General features: G+C 68.3%; 13 protein-coding genes and 1 tRNA gene. 11 read left to right on the plus strand and 3 right to left on the minus strand.

The window, feature by feature from the left end:
* The first annotated feature begins 468 nt into the window (after window positions 1-468).
* The 3 genes from ACE3N6_RS08300 (at window position 469) to ACE3N6_RS08310 (ending at window position 4148) form a co-directional block, all read left to right on the plus strand.
* Window positions 469-1605 carry a porin gene (locus ACE3N6_RS08300; protein ID WP_374244716.1) on the plus strand — a complete coding sequence of 379 codons (1137 nt, stop codon included), beginning with the start codon at window positions 469-471 and terminating at the stop codon, window positions 1603-1605.
* Between the two features lie 94 nt (window positions 1606-1699).
* Entirely contained in the window at window positions 1700-3364 is a 1665-nt protein-coding gene (locus ACE3N6_RS08305; protein WP_374244717.1) for a pyrroloquinoline quinone-dependent dehydrogenase, read from the plus strand.
* Between the two features lie 106 nt (window positions 3365-3470).
* Window positions 3471-4148, plus strand: a complete 678-nt coding sequence (locus ACE3N6_RS08310; RefSeq protein ID WP_374244718.1) for a c-type cytochrome — start codon at window positions 3471-3473, stop codon at window positions 4146-4148.
* A gap of 69 nt (window positions 4149-4217) precedes the next feature.
* Here ACE3N6_RS08310 and ACE3N6_RS08315 read toward each other — a convergent pair whose 3' ends face one another.
* Window positions 4218-6233 (minus strand): sigma-54-dependent Fis family transcriptional regulator, encoded by a 2016-nt coding sequence (locus tag ACE3N6_RS08315; RefSeq protein WP_374244719.1) that lies wholly within the window; start codon window positions 6231-6233, stop codon window positions 4218-4220.
* Between the two features lie 373 nt (window positions 6234-6606).
* Between ACE3N6_RS08315 and ACE3N6_RS08320 the strand changes: the two genes are divergently transcribed.
* From ACE3N6_RS08320 to ACE3N6_RS08350, 7 genes are all read left to right on the plus strand, one after another.
* The gene (locus ACE3N6_RS08320) at window positions 6607-7665 is read left to right on the plus strand and encodes an NAD(+)/NADH kinase (RefSeq protein ID WP_374244720.1); all 1059 of its coding nucleotides are present in this window, start codon (window positions 6607-6609) and stop codon (window positions 7663-7665) included.
* Window positions 7666-7734: 69 nt separating this feature from the next.
* On the plus strand, window positions 7735-8709 hold the full coding sequence (locus tag ACE3N6_RS08325; protein WP_374244721.1) for a thiamine pyrophosphate-dependent dehydrogenase E1 component subunit alpha: 975 nt from the start codon (window positions 7735-7737) through the stop codon (window positions 8707-8709).
* 38 nt (window positions 8710-8747) lie between these two features.
* Window positions 8748-9758 (plus strand): alpha-ketoacid dehydrogenase subunit beta, encoded by a 1011-nt coding sequence (locus ACE3N6_RS08330; protein ID WP_374244722.1) that lies wholly within the window; start codon window positions 8748-8750, stop codon window positions 9756-9758.
* Window positions 9758-10870: an acetoin dehydrogenase dihydrolipoyllysine-residue acetyltransferase subunit gene (locus ACE3N6_RS08335; protein ID WP_374244723.1), complete on the plus strand. Its 1113-nt coding sequence runs from the start codon at window positions 9758-9760 to the stop codon at window positions 10868-10870. The genes ACE3N6_RS08330 and ACE3N6_RS08335 overlap by 1 nt, the downstream gene beginning before the upstream one ends.
* Window positions 10871-10924: 54 nt before the next feature.
* Window positions 10925-11878, plus strand: coding sequence for a lipoyl synthase (gene lipA, locus ACE3N6_RS08340; RefSeq protein ID WP_374244724.1), 954 nt, complete (start codon window positions 10925-10927; stop codon window positions 11876-11878).
* Window positions 11875-12081, plus strand: a complete 207-nt coding sequence (gene thiS, locus ACE3N6_RS08345; protein ID WP_374244725.1) for a sulfur carrier protein ThiS — start codon at window positions 11875-11877, stop codon at window positions 12079-12081. Before lipA ends, thiS begins: the two co-directional genes overlap by 4 nt.
* A gap of 2 nt (window positions 12082-12083) precedes the next feature.
* Window positions 12084-12920, plus strand: coding sequence for a thiazole synthase (locus ACE3N6_RS08350; protein WP_374244726.1), 837 nt, complete (start codon window positions 12084-12086; stop codon window positions 12918-12920).
* A gap of 390 nt (window positions 12921-13310) precedes the next feature.
* On the opposite strand, the gene ACE3N6_RS08355 is transcribed toward ACE3N6_RS08350, so the two are convergent.
* Window positions 13311-13398 (minus strand) — tRNA-Ser (locus ACE3N6_RS08355).
* 106 nt (window positions 13399-13504) lie between these two features.
* On the opposite strand from ACE3N6_RS08355, the gene ACE3N6_RS08360 reads away from it, so the two are divergent.
* Complete coding sequence (locus ACE3N6_RS08360) at window positions 13505-14191, plus strand: Bax inhibitor-1/YccA family protein (RefSeq protein ID WP_374244727.1); 687 nt, start codon at window positions 13505-13507, stop codon at window positions 14189-14191.
* 68 nt (window positions 14192-14259) lie between these two features.
* Here the strand turns inward: ACE3N6_RS08360 and rlmD are convergent, their stop codons facing one another.
* Entirely contained in the window at window positions 14260-15573 is a 1314-nt protein-coding gene (gene rlmD / locus ACE3N6_RS08365) for a 23S rRNA (uracil(1939)-C(5))-methyltransferase RlmD (protein ID WP_374244728.1), read from the minus strand.
* Window positions 15574-15593: the final 20 nt, after the last annotated feature.

Genomic DNA, 15593 nt, shown 5'->3' on the forward strand with positions numbered 1-15593 from the left:
CGCATCGGCACGCGGATGTCGGGCCGGGAGCCTTCGACGTAGATCTTGCGGGAGTTGGGCAGCGGCGCAACGGCCGCTTCGTCCACGTGGGCGGACGCAGCGAGGAATTTGTCGGTGGCGTTCATGAGGGTCTCCGTGGGTGTTGAGCGGTCGGGAAAGCGAACCGCCGGCCTTGTGGGGGCCAAGACGACCAGCAAATATCAGACCACGCCCACCCCACCGCCAGAACCGCAATTGGCTGGGGCACCTGTCTCATTTGACGAACAGGCGTCTCCATTTCGAAAGGAGAATTGAGACAGTTGTCTCCTTATTTGCCCACGAATTGAAGGGAATTGACCGAACGGCGCGAAATTCATCCGCTGGCAAAGAAATTGCAATCTGTCTCCGCTGCCAGGCCCGCTCAGGGGAAAAGGCACTCGTTGCTCCGGTGAGGTAGGCCGGGGCCGCCAATTAAAAGAGGAGACAATCATGAAACCGATTACGCCCACCCGCCGCGGTCGAATCGACGGCCGCCTTGCTGCCGCCGTCGTTCTACCCGCACTTGCCTTTCCGGCGTTCGCCGAAACCAATGTCGAGATCTACGGGATCATCGATGCGGGCCTGCTCTACCAGAGCCGCACGGACCCGAACGGCAAGAGCAAGACCTCGATGGAAACCAGCGGCCTGCGCCAGTCGATCCTGGGCTTCAAGGGCGACCGCGACCTGGGGCGCGGGCTCGAAGGCTTCTTCAATCTGGAGATCCACTACGACACCAACAACGGCCGCTTTCACGGCTCGGGCGACGCAGAGGGCACCGGCACCCCGTTCTTCCGGCGTCAGGCCAACCTTGGCCTGAAGGGCGACTGGGGCAGCGTGACCCTGGGCCGCCAATATGGCCCGGCGCTGCTCGCCCATATCGGCACCGAGCCCCGCGCCTTCAAGGAGCAATTCTCCAACCTTTACGCCTGGGCCTATAACCAATACCAGGCCACCGCCGGCGCCGTGGGCACCGACCGCAATACCAATAACGATGTGGGGATCTTCTTCAGCAATGCGATCCAGTATCGCAATACCGTGGGGCCTTTCAGCTTCGGCGTGCTGTGGTCGGCCGGCGGGCAATCGGGCAGCACCCAGAAGAACAGCGCCTGGGCCCTGGGTGGCACCTATACCGGCCCGGTGATCCTGTCGGCCTCGTATCAGGTCATCAAGGACGAGCAGACCGCCAACGACAACGTGCGCCACGGCGGCCTGGGCATTGCGGTGCCCTTTGGCGACTTCACCTTCAAGGCCAATTACCTCAATGCCCGGAACAACCACGCCAATGGCCAGAACGTGTCGAACGTGAACGCCATCGGCGTGGGCGTCGACTGGAAGTGGCGCCCCGACAACACCGCGACGCTCGCCTACTACGACAACAAGGATCGCCTCAACTCGGGCGACCACACCCGCAACGTCGTGATCTCCAACGACTTCGCGCTGCGCAAGGACACGACGCTGTACGTCCAGACCGCCTTCGTCGATGCGGATTCGGCGGCAACGATCAAGACCAGCATCGTCGCGGCGGGCATTCCGAGCGTGGGCCACCGCACCACGCTGGTCAACGCCGGCATCAACTTCACTTTCTGACACCGCCTGCCGGCTGGCAGCCGGAGGGCGGGCCTTGCCCCCCTCGCTGCCCTCACCGGTTGGCCAGCCCGCTCCCTGCTTGAGGACTCTCACCATGAAACGCGCCCTGACTCCGATCTTCGCCGCCGTCTCCCTGCTCACCGCCAGCGCCGGCATGGCCGCCGACGCCAAGCCCGGTTTCGCCGACCCCGACAACTGGCCGCAGTACCACCGCTCCTCCAACGCCTGGCGCTTCAGCCCGCTCACCCAGATCAACAAGCAGAACGTGAAGAAGCTGAAGGTGGCCTGGGTGCACCAGCCCGGCAACATCGCCCACGGCCTGCAGGCCACGCCCATCGTGCTGGACGGCGTGCTCTACTACATCTCGGCCGACAACAACGTGTGGGCCGTGGATGCCGCCACCGGCAAGACGATCTGGCGCTACACCGCCAAGCTCAACCCCATCGCCAAACAGGCCTTCTACGCCTCGGCCAGCCGCGGCGTGACCGTCGGCCGCGGCAAGGTCTTCGTGGGCACCCTCGACGGGCGCTTCCTGGCCCTCGACCAGAAGACCGGCAAGGAGCTGTGGTCCACCCAGCTCACCGACCCCAAGACCCAGTACGGCGCGCTCTTCTCATCCCCGCCCCAGCTGGCCGGCGACGTGCTCTTCGGCGGCACCACCGGCGGCGACCAGCCCATCGCCGGCAAGATCTACGCGGTGAATGCCGACACCGGCAAGCCGGCCTGGACCTTCGACATCATCAAGAACGACCCGGCCAGCTGGCCGGGCGACAGCGGCAAGGTGGGCGGCGGCTCGGCGTGGATGCCCGGCACCTACGACGAGGCCTCCGACACCCTCTACATCGGCACCTCCAACGCCGCGCCGGATTACTACACCCCGGGGCGCGAGGGCGATAACAAGTACACCTCCACCCTGCTGGCCATCGATCCCAAGACCGGCACGCTCAAGTGGCACCGCCAGGAAATCCCCCACGACAGCTGGGATTTCGATGCCGCCTACGAGGCGCTGGTGGTCAAGAAGGGCGGCAAGGACGTGATCGTCCACCTCAACAAGAGCGGCTTCGTGTTCGTGATGGACAAGCAGGACGGCAGCCTGGAGAACGTCTGGCAGTTTGCCGAAAACATGAACTGGGCCAAGGGCATCGACCCCAAGACCGGCGCCCTCATCGAGCCCCGCCGCCCCCAGCCGGGCAAGCGTGAGCTGCTGTGCCCCAACCTGCTCGGCGCCCGCAGCTGGAACCACGGCGCCTACAACCCGGGCACCGGCCTGTGGTACACCCACGCCATGGAGGTGTGCAACGAGGTCGTCGCCGGCAAGGACGACCCGGCCAACCTCACCGCCATCTCGGCCCTGTCGCTGGGCATCGACGAGATCAAGCTGGTGCCGCCGCCCTCCGGCAAGAAGCCCGACGGCCGCCTGGATGCCCGCGATCCGCTCACCGGCAAGATCAAGTGGAGCATCCGTTACCCGCTGCCCCCGCTCTCCAGCGTGCTCACCACCGCCGGTGGGCTGGTCTTCACCGGCGACATGGAAGGCCACCTGTTCGCCTACGACGCCGACAACGGCAAGGAGCTGTGGCGCTTCAACGCCGGCTCCGGCGCCCGCGGCGGCCCGGTCAGCTACGCCGTCAAGGGCAAGCAGTACATCGTGATCCCCACCGGCCTCGGCTCCCACGCGCCGGGCTTCCTGGCCGGCGCCTTCCCGCAGATCAAGGATCTGCCCGGCGGCGCAGCCCTGATCGCCTTCACCCTCGAGTAAGCGGCTCCGCAGCACGGCCACGCCGGACGCGGCGGCCGCGCTGTTCCGGGGTGCGGTGTCGAGACCTCCCCTCGCCGCACCCCATCTTTTTGGGATGAGCACAACAATGAAATCTCCGATCCGTCTTCGCCTGGCGCTGCAGCGCGGGGCCACCCTCCTCTTCATGGCCACCGCCGCCTTTGCCGTGGCGCCCCCCGCCGACGACGCCAAGGCCCGCGTGGCCGCCGGCAAGCACCGCTTCGACGCCCTGTGCGTGAGCTGCCACGGCGCCGCCGGCACCGGCGTCGCCCCCGCAGACGGCAGCCGCAGCTACGGCCCGCGCCTCGCCGGACGCGCCGATCTCGACCCCACGCTGATCCACGAACGCATCGTGCACGGCAAGCACGGCGACAAGGCCATGCCCCCCTGGGGCACCGTGCTCGACGCCGAAGCGATCGACCAGCTCACCGCTTACGTCAAGCTGATCGCCGCCACCCAGCCCAAGGCCGCCACCCACCTCGCGCTTGCCCCCTTCGACCTGAACGACCCGGCCCGCGTCGACGCCGGCCGCCGCCGCTTCGCCAAGACCTGCGCCGGCTACTGCCACGGCCACGAGGGCACCGGCGGACGGGCGCCGGACTTCAAGGGCCGCGGCGACGACCTGCCGCCCGAGCTGGCTTTTGAAACCATCAGCAAGGGCCGCCAGGGCGCCGAGGTCATGCCGCCCTGGGGCGCCGCCTTCACGCCCGAGCAGATCTGGGAGCTGGTGGCCTACCTCATGCACCTGGGGCGCCAGCAGCCCTAGCCGGCCACGCCCTCTGCCAGAAAAAGCAAAGGGGCCGCGAGGCCCCTTCTGCGTTGGCGGCGGCGGCCGTCACCACGCCTGACGATTCGGCGCCACGATCTGCAGCTTGGCGAGCTTGCGGTAGAAGGTGGCCCGCGACAGCCCCAGCTCCCGGGCCGACACCGTCACCTGCCACTGGTTGCGGCGCAGGGTCTCGAGCATCCGCTCGCGCAGCGCCAGATCCTTGGGCTTGAGGGCCGGCGGCGGCACGTCGGCCGGCGCCACGAGCACCGGCAGCGCCGGCTGCACCGCCCCCCGCATCAGGCCGGACGGCGCCGCGGAGAACAGATCCGGCGGGAAGGACTGGGGCATCAGCAGCGGCCCGTCGCTGATCGCGCAGGCGTAGCGCATCGCGTGGCGCAGCTGGCGGATGTTGCCCGGCCACGGGTGGCGCATCAGGGCATCGCGGGTCTCGTCGGCCAGGTGAAGCTCCCGGCCCATGGCCCGCGCCTCCTCGTGCAGCACCCGATCGATCACCGCACCGATGTCCTCTCGCTCCCGCAGCGGCGGCAGCATGAACACCGCGCCGTTGAGGCGGTAGTAAAGATCCTCCCGGAAGCGCCCCTCCGCCACCAGACGCGGCAGATCCTGGTGGGTGGCGCACACGATGTGCAGGCGCACCGGCGTCGGCTTCTCGGCGCCCAGGGGCAGCACCTCGCCCTCGGCCAGCACCCGCAGCAGGCGGCTCTGCAGCACCAGCGGCATGTCGCCGATCTCGTCGAGGAACAGCGTGCCGCCGTCCGACTGGATGATCTTGCCCCGCGCGCCCTTGCTGCGGGCGCCGGTGAAGGCGCCGTCCCGGTAGCCGAAGAGTTCGCTCTCGATCAGGCTTTCGGGGATGGCCGCACAGCTGAGCGCCACGAAGGGCTGCTTGTAGCGGTCGCTCGCGTCGTGGAGCGCCTTGGCGAAGGCTTCCTTGCCGGTGCCCGTCTCGCCCAGCAGCATCACCGGGATGTCGCGGTTGGCCACCTTCAACGCCCGCTGCACGTTGTTGCTCACCCGCGGATCGTCGGTGGCCAGATGGCCGAAGCCCCGAGTCTCGGCGACGCCGGCCGCGTCGTTGCCGACGGCTTCGCCCACCTGCGCAATGCCGCTGCGCGGCCTCGCGTCGGGCGCCCGCAGCAGGCCGAAGATGCGCGTCCCGCTGCCCTGGATGCGCAGCGGAATCGCCTGGCCCGGCCGGGCGTGCGCCGCCGCGAGCAGGTCGGACGCCGAGCACTCGAACAGATCGCCGATCTGCTCCGGCGCCGGACCGCGGCGCTGCAGCAGCTCCTGCCGGGCGCGCCGGTTGCCGCCGACGATCCGCCCCCCGTCGTCGAAGGCCACCAGATAATCGGTGTGCACGTGCATCAGCTCGGGGCTTCGCCCCAGCTGCAGCACCCAGTAGCCGCGCAGGCTGTGAAAGGCGAAGGCGTCCTCGATCAGGCGCGCCTTCTCCACCACCATCTGGAAGACCAGCACCTGGCTCTCGCGGTGCTCCGGTGAATTGAGGGCCGACGCATCGAGCACCGCCAGCGGCTCGTCGTCGATGCCGAAGATCGGCGCCGAACTGCAGGTGAAGGCGATGTTGTGGGAGCGGAAGTGCTCGCCCCGATGCACCAGGATCGGCTGGCGATCCACGAGGCTGGTGCCCACGCCGCAGGTGCCCTCCTCCATCTCGGACCAGCGGGTGCCGTCGCGAAAGCCCTCGGCGCGGAACTCCCGCTCCAGTTCGGGCACCGTGCGCAGGTCGACGGTGACGCCGGCAGCATCGGTGAGCAGCACGCAGTAGTTGGCCGGCCGCAGCGAATCGTAGAGGCGATCGACGCCTTCCCGCGCGATGCGCATGAACGTGTCGAGCCGCTCCCGGTGTTCGCGCAATTCCCGCGCCGTGACCACCTGGGGCAGGCTCGCCTGCCCCGGATCGACCCGATAGTTGCTGAGGGAGCGCTCCCACGAACGCGCCAGCCTGTCGTGCACCGGCTGGCGGCTCGCCACGCAGCCGCGCTCCACCACATCGACCACCCGCGCCACGTGGCGGGCGATCTCTCCATGACCCCGAATCATTTTTTCCCCTTTGTTTATTAATAGGCAGGGATTTATAGGTATTGCTTCCTTTGGTAGCGCGAAGCGTATTCCGTTACGTCAGTTAAATCAATGCCGCGACCCGGCCGAGAAATTGAGACAGGTGTCTCATTTTCCTGATTATTCCCGGTCGCCTGTATCAACCGGCGACCGGGGTTTCATTGCCGCGCCGCAACATCCAGACAACGCGGATAAATCCAATTCCGCGCACCGCCTGAAGTCAGCCGAAACCGCACTGCAATAAAAAAATAAAAATCAATTGCTGGCATGCGACCTGCTAATTCAACCGGACCTGATACTGAATTGCGGAGCGATTGTGAGAAATGTATCGAATGCCCCGCCCTTGATTGGCATCGTGGCCAATCCGGCCTCCGGGCACGATATCCGGCGATTGACCAGCGGGGCCTCGGTTTATTCCGCCGCCGACAAGGTCAATTGTGTCGAGCGCCTGCTCGGCGCCCTCGGGGCGACCGGGGTGCCGCGGGTGCTGACGATGCCCGACCGGGCCGGTATCGCCGTCAGGCTCCGCAAGGCGGCCGACCTCAACCGCCGCCGGCCCGGCGTGCGCTGGCCGCAGGTGGATTTCATCGACATGCCGGTGCTCGAAGACGCCCGCGACACCGTCCGGGCGGTGTGCGAGATGCGCGCCGCCGGAGTGGCGATGATCGTCGTGCTCGGGGGCGACGGCACCCACCGGGCGGTGGCGCTGGCGTCGGGCGACGTTCCGCTGGCCACCCTCTCCACCGGCACCAACAACGCCTTCCCGGCGCTCGGCGAGGCGACCGTCGTCGGCCTGGCCGCCGGGCTCGCCGCAACCGGCCGCATCCAGCCGGCGCTGGTCCGCAACAAGTGCCTGCGCGTGACGCACCCCAGCGGCGAGGCCATGGCCCTGGTGGATGTGGGCGTGATGCCGGCCGAGCACATCGGCGCCCGCGCCGTGTGCACCGCCGATGCCGTCGAGACCGTCTTCGCCGCCTTCGCCCAGCCCGACGCCATCGGCCTGTCCGCCATCGCCGCCGCCTGCGGCCCGGTCAGCCGGAGCGCGCCCGTCGGACGCTGGGTTCGGCTGGGCGCCGGCACGGCCCGCCTCGCGGCGACGTCGCCGGGGCTGGTGCAGGCCGTGGCCGTGGCCGCCAGCGGGCCGATGCAGCCGGGGGAAGCCTTCGCGCTTGGCACCCGGCCCGCCATCCTGGCCCTCGACGGCGAGCCCGAGATCGTCCTGGACGGCCGCGGCCCCGCCTGCGTGCGGCTCGCCCTCGACGGCCCGATCACCCTCGACGTGGCGGCCACCCTGGCCGCCGCCCACGCGGCGGACGCCCTCGCGGTGACCGCCCCCCAAGAACCCGCCCCGCGCGACGGCCCGCCCGCCGCACCGGGGCCAACGGGCGCCGATCGCACGATCGCCCCGGCCTGAATCCGGGCGGCGGACAACCCACGGCCGCCGCCGGGTGCCCTCAACACTTCCAACAAACTGGAGACAACCGTGACCAAGAAACTCGAACGCGAAGACCTGCTCAAGGCCTATCGCACCATGCGCACCATCCGTGAGTTCGAAGAGCGCCTGCACACCGATTTCGCCACTGGCGAGATCCCGGGCTTCGTGCACCTTTACGCCGGCGAGGAGGCGTCGGCCACCGGCGTGTGCATGAACCTCACCGCCGAAGACCACATCGCCAGCACCCACCGGGGCCACGGCCACTGCATCGCCAAGGGCGTCGACCCGGTGGGGATGATGGCCGAGATCTGGGGCCGCACCACCGGCACCTGCAAGGGCAAGGGTGGCTCGATGCACATCGCCGACCTGTCGGTGGGCATGCTGGGCGCCAACGGCATCGTCGGCGGCGGCGGCCCGCTGGTGTGCGGCACCGCGCTCGCCGCCAAGCTGCGCGGCCAGCCCTACGTGAGCGTGTGCTTCTTCGGCGACGGCGCGTCCAATCAGGGCACGATCTTCGAGGCGATGAACCTCGCCTCGGTGTGGAACCTGCCGGTGATCTTCCTGGCCGAGAACAACGGCTACGCCGAAGCCACCTCGTCCAAGTTCTCGGTGGCCTGCGAGAACATCGCCGACCGCGCCTCCGCCTTCGGCATGCCCGGCGTGACCGTGGATGGCTTCGACTTCTTCGCGGTGTACGAGGCCGCCGGCGAGGCCATCGAGCGCGCCCGGAACGGCGGCGGCCCGTCGCTGGTGGAGGTGAAGCTCTCGCGCTACTACGGCCACTTCGAGGGCGACCAGCAGACCTACCGCGCCCCGGGCGAGGTGCAGGCCCTGCGCGACAACAAGGACTGCCTGATGCAGTTCGCCCGCCGCGTCACCCAGAGCGGCGCCCTCACCCAGGCCGATCTCGACGCCATCGATGCCGAAGTGAAGGCCCTCATCGACGACTCGGTGGTCAAGGCCAAGTCCGATCCCAAGCCCGGCGAAGCCGACCTGCTCACCGACGTGTACGTGAGCTACTGAGCCGCCACCCCAAGGAATTCAAAGGAGACAAACCCATCATGGCAAGAAAAATCACCTACCAGCAGGCCATCAACGAGGCCCTCGACCAGGAAATGAGCCGCGACCAGAACGTGATCGTCATGGGCGAGGACGTGGCTGGCGGCGCCGGCTCCCCCGGCGAGCAGGACGCCTGGGGCGGCGTGCTGGGCGTCACCCGCGGCCTCTACCACAAGCACCCGGGCCGGGTGATCGACACCCCGATCTCCGAATCCGGCTACGTGGGCGCGGCGGTGGGCGCGGCCTGCTGCGGCATGCGCCCGGTGGCCGAGCTGATGTTCGTGGATTTCCTCGGCGTGTGCTTCGACCAGATCTTCAACCAGGCCGCCAAGTTCCGCTACATGTTCGGCGGCAAGGCCGAGACGCCGGTGGTCATCCGCGCCATGTACGGCGCCGGCTTCCGCGCCGCGGCCCAGCACTCCCAGTGCCTCTACAACATCTTCACCCACATCCCGGGCCTGAAGGTGGTGGTGCCGTCCAACCCCTACGACGCCAAGGGCCTGCTGATCCAGTCGATCCGCGACAACGACCCGGTGATCTTCCTCGAGCACAAGGCGCTTTACACGATGGAAGGCGAGGTGCCGGAGGAACTCTACACCGTGCCCTTCGGCGAAGCCGCGGTGGTGCGCGAAGGCCACGACGTGACCATCGTCGCCATCGGCCGCATGGTGCACAAGGCCCAGGAGGCCGCCGCCGAGCTGCAGAAGGCCGGCGTGCATTGCGAGATCATCGACCCGCGCACCACCTCGCCGCTGGACACCGACACCATCCTCGAGAGCGTCGAGAAGACCGGCCGCCTGATCGTGGTGGATGAATCCCATCCCCGCTGCAGCATGGCCTCCGACATCGCCGGTCTGGTGGCCGAGAACGCCTTCGACAGCCTCAAGGCGCCGATCCGCCAGATCACCGGCCCCCACGCCCCCGTGCCCTTCAGCGATTCGCTCGAAGAACTCTACATCCCCAGCGCCGCCAAGATCGTCGCCGCCGCCAAAGCCCTCAAGGAGTACCGCTGATGTCCGCCATCCATCCCGTCACCATGCCCAAGTGGGGCCTTTCCATGCAGGAGGGCAAGGTCAACGGCTGGCTCAAGCAGGTGGGTGATGCCATCGAGAAGGGCCAGGAGATCGTCGAGGTCGAGAGCGAGAAGATCGCCGGCGCCGTCGAGGCGGCCGAGAGCGGCGTGCTGCGCCGCACCCTCGCCGCCGACGAGGACGTGCTGCCGGTGGGCGGCCTGCTGGGCGTGATCGCCGACGCGAGCGTGTCGGATGCCGACATCGACGCCTTCGTGGCCGACTACCAGTCCAACTTCAAGCCCGCCGACGGCGACGCCGAGGATCAGGGCCCCACGCCCCAGAAGATCGACGTGAATGGCCACCGCCTGCGCTACCTCAAGCGCGGCGAAGGCGGCGAGCCGATGCTGCTGATCCACGGCTTTGGCGGCGATCTCAACAACTGGCTGTTCAACCATGAGGCCCTCGCCGCCGACCGGGAGGTATACGCCCTCGACCTGCCCGGCCACGGCGAATCCACCAAGGACGTGGGCGAAGGCACCCTGGAAAGCCTCGCCGACACCGTGGCGGCCTTCATGGAGGCGGTGGGTGTGGATGCCGCCCACCTGGTCGGCCACTCGATGGGCGGCGCGGTGTCGCTGATGGTCGCCCGGCGCCACCCGGAGCGGGTTCGTTCGCTCTCGCTGGTGTGTTCGGCGGGCCTGGGCAGCGAGATCAACAGCGGCTACATCGACGGCTTCGTCGCCGCCGGCAGCCGCAACGCCCTCAAGCCCGTGCTGGCCGACCTCTTCGCCGACAGCGGCCTCGTCACCCGCCAGCTGGTGGACGATCTCCTCAAGTACAAGCGCCTCGAAGGCGTCGGCAGTGCGCTCACCACGCTCTCCGGCAAGCTCTTCGCCGGCGGCAAGCAGGCCGTGGTGCTGGCCGACGCGCTGCCCGAGATCGCCAAGCCGGTGCTGCTGGTGTGGGGCGAGGAAGACCGGATCATCCCGGTCGCCCACGCCCACGCGCTGTCCGGCCGCTACCCGGTGGAGGTGCTGCCCAACCGCGGCCACATGGTGCAGATGGAGGCCGCCAACGAGGTCAACCGGGCCATCGCCCGCTTCGTCGGCTGATCGCCCCAACCCGCGCGGGGCTTCACGGCCCCGCGCCCAGCGGAGATTTCATCCATGCCCCACGTCATCGATACGCCCGCCGGCCTGCGCGGCGCCGACAAGCTCGCCCGCATCCCGGTGAAGGTGGACAGCGCCCGCGCCTCGCCCCCCAAGCCGCCCTGGCTACGCGCCCGCGACCCCGGCACCGCGGTGGTGAGCGCCCTGCGCCAGCGCCTGCGCAGCCACACCCTGCACACCGTCTGCGAAGAGGCCGACTGCCCCAACATCGGCGAATGCTTCACCCGCGGCACCGCCACCTTCATGGTGATGGGCGGCATCTGCACCCGGCGCTGCCCCTACTGCGACGTGGCCCACGGCCGCCCGGCCCCGCTCGATGCCGACGAGCCCCGCCGCCTCGCCGACGCCGTGCGCGAGATGCGCCTGCGCTACGTAGTCATCACCTCGGTCGATCGCGACGACCTGCGCGACGGCGGCGGCGCCCACTTCGCCGCCTGCATCGCCGCGGTGCGCAGCGCCGTGCCGGGCATCCGCGTCGAAGTGCTGACCCCCGACTTCCGCGGCCGCGAGGCGCTCGCCCTCGACCATCTGGCCGCCACCCCGCCGGACGTCTTCAACCACAACATCGAAACCGTCGCGCGCCTCTACCGCGCCGTGCGCCCCGGCGCCGACTACCCCGGCTCGCTGGCCCTCATCGCGCGGGTCAAGCGCCTGCTGCCGACGTTGCCCACCAAGTCCGGCCTGATGCTGGGCCTGGGCGAGACGGACGACGAGATCCTCGCCACCCTGCGCGACCTGCGCGCCCACGGCTGCGACATCCTCACCCTGGGCCAATACCTGCGGCCATCGCCCGCCCACCTGCCGGTGGATCGCTACGTGACGCCGGAATCCTTCGACGCGTGGCGCCGCATCGCGCTGGACATGGGCTTTACCGAAGTCGCCGCCGGCCCGCTGGTGCGCTCGTCCTACCGGGCCGACCAGCTCGCCCCCCACCCGCGGGAGGCAACATGACGACGCACATCTGCGTGAATGGGCAACCGTCGGAAGTGCCACCCGGCTGGAAGGTAACCGATCTGGTGGATTCGCTCGGCTACGCCGGCAAGCGGATCGCCGTGGAAGTGAACGGGCAGATCGTCCCCAAGGGGCGCTACGCCGAGACCGGGCTCTCAGGCCAGGACCGGGTCGAGATCGTCGTGGCCGTGGGAGGAGGCTAGTCATGGGCAACATCGAACCGAACGTCGGCACCGCCCCCGGGCCGCTCGACACCCCCTTCACCCTTGGCGGGCAGGTCTTCCGCTCGCGCCTGCTGGTGGGCACCGGCAAGTACCGGGATTTCGTGCAGACCCGCGACGCCATCGACGCCAGCGGCGCCGAGATCGTTACCGTGGCCATCCGCCGGGTGAACATCGGCCAGGACCCGTCAGCCCCCAACCTGCTCGACGCCCTCGACCCCGAGCGCCACACCCTGCTGCCCAACAGCGCCGGCTGCTACACCGCCGAGGATGCCGTGCGCACCCTGCGCCTCGCCCGCGAACTGCTCGACGGCCACGACCTGGTCAAGCTGGAAGTGCTGGGCAGCCCCGAGACCCTCTTCCCCAACATGCCCGAAACCCTGCGCGCCGCCGAAACCCTGGTGCGCGACGGCTTTCGGGTGATGGTGTATTGCTCGGACGATCCGATACAGGCGCGGATGCTCGAAGCCATCGGCTGTATCGCAATCATGCCGCTGGCCAGCCTGATCGGCTCGGGCATGGGCATCCTCAACCCGTGGAACCTGCGCATCGTCATCGACGAATCCCGCGTGCCGGTGATCGTGGATGCCGGCGTCGGCACCGCGTCGGATGCCGCCATCGCCATGGAGCTGGGCTGCGACGGCGTGCTGATGAACACCGCCATCGCCGCCGCCGGCGACCCGGTACGCATGGCCCTGGCGATGCGGCAGGGGGTGAGCGCCGGCCGCCACGCGTTTCTGGCCGGCCGCATGCCCCGCCGCGAATACCAGGCCAGCCCCAGCTCGCCGCTCGAAGGCGTGATCGGCCGCAACCCGGCTTGACCGGCGGCAAGAACCGTTTCAGCGCCCGAAACCTCGATTCACGCCACGAATCGAAGTTTACCGAGCCGGAAAGACAGTTGCCGCCGCTGAAACAGTCATTCCGCCCCGCTGCAACGCAGTTTCGGGCGCTGAAACCGTCTTTCCCACTCGCGCAACGCAGTTTCAGGCGCGGAAACTCAGTTTCACCGGAGGGCAAGTCAGTTTCACGGCGCAGTGACGACGATTCACGTCGGCGGCAGTGTCTCGCGTGGCACCATCAAGCCGATTCACGCCCACACACGCCGCTTCGGCGGCGGCAAGACGCACCTGACCACCACCGAAAGGCTCATGCCCCGGGCCGGGCACCGCCCAAAGAAAAACGCTCCGGAAGGAGCGTTCTTGCAGGGTACTTGGCGGAGGCGGTGAGATTCGAACTCACGAACGGTTTCCCGTTGCCGGTTTTCAAGACCGGTGCAATCGACCACTCTGCCACACCTCCGCGGGGTGCGCATTCTAGCACGCCGGACGCGGTTGAAACTTTCAGGGGGGTCCGCTACTCTCAGCCCGTGCAGGCCATCTGCTTTACATCAACTCGGAGGAATTCCATGCAACTCGACACTTACGGTCAGCAAACGCAGGTTTTGTCGCAAGGCGCGAACCGCGTTCTGCGCAACACCTACATGCTGCTCGCGCTCTCGATGGTGCCGACCGTTGCCGGCGCACTACTCGGCGTGAAGATGCAGTTCTCGTTCCTGGCAGGCAGCCCGTTCATCGCCTTCGCGCTGTTCCTGGGCATCTCGTTCGCCTTCTTCTACGGCATCGAGAAGAACAAGAACAACGGCCTGGGCGTCGCCCTGCTGCTGGGTTTCACCTTCTTCATGGGCCTGATGCTGTCGCGCATCCTTCAGGTTGCCCTGGGCTTCTCCAACGGCGGCTCGATGATCGCGCTGGCGGCGGGTGGCACCGGCGCAATCTTCGTCACCCTGGCAGGCATCGCCAGCGTCTCGAAGCGCGACTTCACCAACATGGGCAAGTTCCTCACCGTTGGGCTGGTGGTGGTGCTGCTAGCAATGGTTGCCAACATCTTCCTCCAGATGCCGGTGCTGCACCTGGCCATCTCGGCGGCGGTGGTGCTGCTGTTCTCGGGCTACATCCTGTACGACATCAGCAACATCGTGCAGGGCGGAGAGACCAACTACGTGACGGCCACCCTGGCGGTTTACCTCGACGTCTATAACGTGTTCGTGAGCCTGCTCAACCTCATCATGGCCTTTGGCGGCGAACGCGACTGACATCCGCCCGCTTCGTCAGCAAAAAAAGGCGACCTTCGGGTCGCCTTTTTCATAGGAGCAGCACAAACTCAAATCCGCTCGAAGAGCGCGACCGACTCCACGTGGGAGGTCTGCGGGAACATGTTGGCGATACCTGCCCCCTTCAGCCGATAGCCCTTCTCGTTGGTCAGCACAGCCGTATCCCGCGCCAACGTGGCCGGGTTGCACGAGACATAGACGATGCGCCGGGGCAAACACACGCCCAGCGCCTTCACCACCGCAATCGCCCCCTCCCGGGGCGGGTCGATCAGCAGCTTGTCCAGGGGCCCGAGCGCCGCGAGGCTGTCTTCGGTGGCCTCGAACAGATTGGCCGCGTGGAACTCGCAGCGCTCGCCCAGGCCGTTGTCGACGGCGTTCTGGCCCGCCCGGCGGACCAGCGCGTCGCTGCCCTCCACCCCCACCACGTAGGCACCCAGGCGGGCAATCGGCAGGCTGAAGTTGCCCAGGCCGCAGAACAGGTCGGCGATCCGCTCGCCGGGCTGCGGGTCGAGGAGCTGCATCGTCCGGCGCATCAGCACACGGTTGATGCCCATGTTCACCTGAGTGAAATCGGTGGGCCGGAAGGCCATCGACACCCCGAACTCGGGCAGCGTGTACGCCAGCCCCGGCGCCGCCTCCGGCGCCAGCCGGCGTGCCGAATCCGGGCCGCTCGGCTGCACCCACACCTGGACCGACTCCGCGTGGGCGAACGCGGTCAGCCGCGCCGTATCGGCTGCGCTGAAGGGCACCAGATGCCGGAACACCATCACCGTGATCCCCTCGCCCACCGCGATCTCGATCTGCGGCAGGCGATCCGGCGCCGACAGGCCCGCCACCAGCTCCCGCAGCCGCGGCACCATCGCCGAAACATGAGGCGGCAGGATCGCGCAGCTTTCCATCGGCGCCACGTAGCTGCTGCGGCGCTCGTGAAAGCCGATCAGCACGCCGCCCTTGCTCGGCACCATCCGCACCGACAGCCGCGCCCGGTAGCGATACCCCCAGGCTGGCCCGACGATGGGTGGATAAAGCACATCCGGCCGCGCCCGGCCGATGTGCCACAAGGCGTTCTCCAGCACCCGCTGCTTGGCCGCCACCTGGGCGCCCGCCTCCAGGTGCTGCATGCTGCAACCGCCGCACACCCCGAAATGGGGGCAGCGAGGCTCAACCCGCTGGGCGCTCGGGACGATCACCCGCGCCACGTCCGCCACCTCGTAGTTCGGCTTGATCTTGTAAGGCGTGAACTGGACCCGCTCGCCCGGCAGCGCCCCCTCGATGAAGATCGTCTTGCCATCGACGTGGGTGACGCCGCGCCCCTCGTGATCGAGGGATTCGACAACGGCTTCGCGAAGGGTGGCAGCGTGCATGGCGATACGGTCCGGACAGG

It is taken from the genome of Zoogloea sp., assembly GCF_041904905.1.
Classification (GTDB): domain Bacteria; phylum Pseudomonadota; class Gammaproteobacteria; order Burkholderiales; family Rhodocyclaceae; genus Zoogloea.

What these genes read in the sequence shown, in the direction of transcription:
- thiS (WP_374244725.1), top strand. Translation starts at nt 11,875, where the DNA reads ATGACGACGCACATCTGCGTGAATGGGCAACCGTCGGAAGTGCCACCC.
- ACE3N6_RS08315 (WP_374244719.1), bottom strand. Translation starts at nt 6,233, where the DNA reads ATGATTCGGGGTCATGGAGAGATCGCCCGCCACGTGGCGCGGGTGGTC.
- ACE3N6_RS08350 (WP_374244726.1), top strand. Translation starts at nt 12,084, where the DNA reads ATGGGCAACATCGAACCGAACGTCGGCACCGCCCCCGGGCCGCTCGAC.
- ACE3N6_RS08300 (WP_374244716.1), top strand. Translation starts at nt 469, where the DNA reads ATGAAACCGATTACGCCCACCCGCCGCGGTCGAATCGACGGCCGCCTT.
- ACE3N6_RS08360 (WP_374244727.1), top strand. Translation starts at nt 13,505, where the DNA reads ATGCAACTCGACACTTACGGTCAGCAAACGCAGGTTTTGTCGCAAGGC.
- ACE3N6_RS08330 (WP_374244722.1), top strand. Translation starts at nt 8,748, where the DNA reads ATGGCAAGAAAAATCACCTACCAGCAGGCCATCAACGAGGCCCTCGAC.
- ACE3N6_RS08310 (WP_374244718.1), top strand. Translation starts at nt 3,471, where the DNA reads ATGAAATCTCCGATCCGTCTTCGCCTGGCGCTGCAGCGCGGGGCCACC.
- ACE3N6_RS08335 (WP_374244723.1), top strand. Translation starts at nt 9,758, where the DNA reads ATGTCCGCCATCCATCCCGTCACCATGCCCAAGTGGGGCCTTTCCATG.
- rlmD (WP_374244728.1), bottom strand. Translation starts at nt 15,573, where the DNA reads ATGCACGCTGCCACCCTTCGCGAAGCCGTTGTCGAATCCCTCGATCAC.
- ACE3N6_RS08305 (WP_374244717.1), top strand. Translation starts at nt 1,700, where the DNA reads ATGAAACGCGCCCTGACTCCGATCTTCGCCGCCGTCTCCCTGCTCACC.
- lipA (WP_374244724.1), top strand. Translation starts at nt 10,925, where the DNA reads ATGCCCCACGTCATCGATACGCCCGCCGGCCTGCGCGGCGCCGACAAG.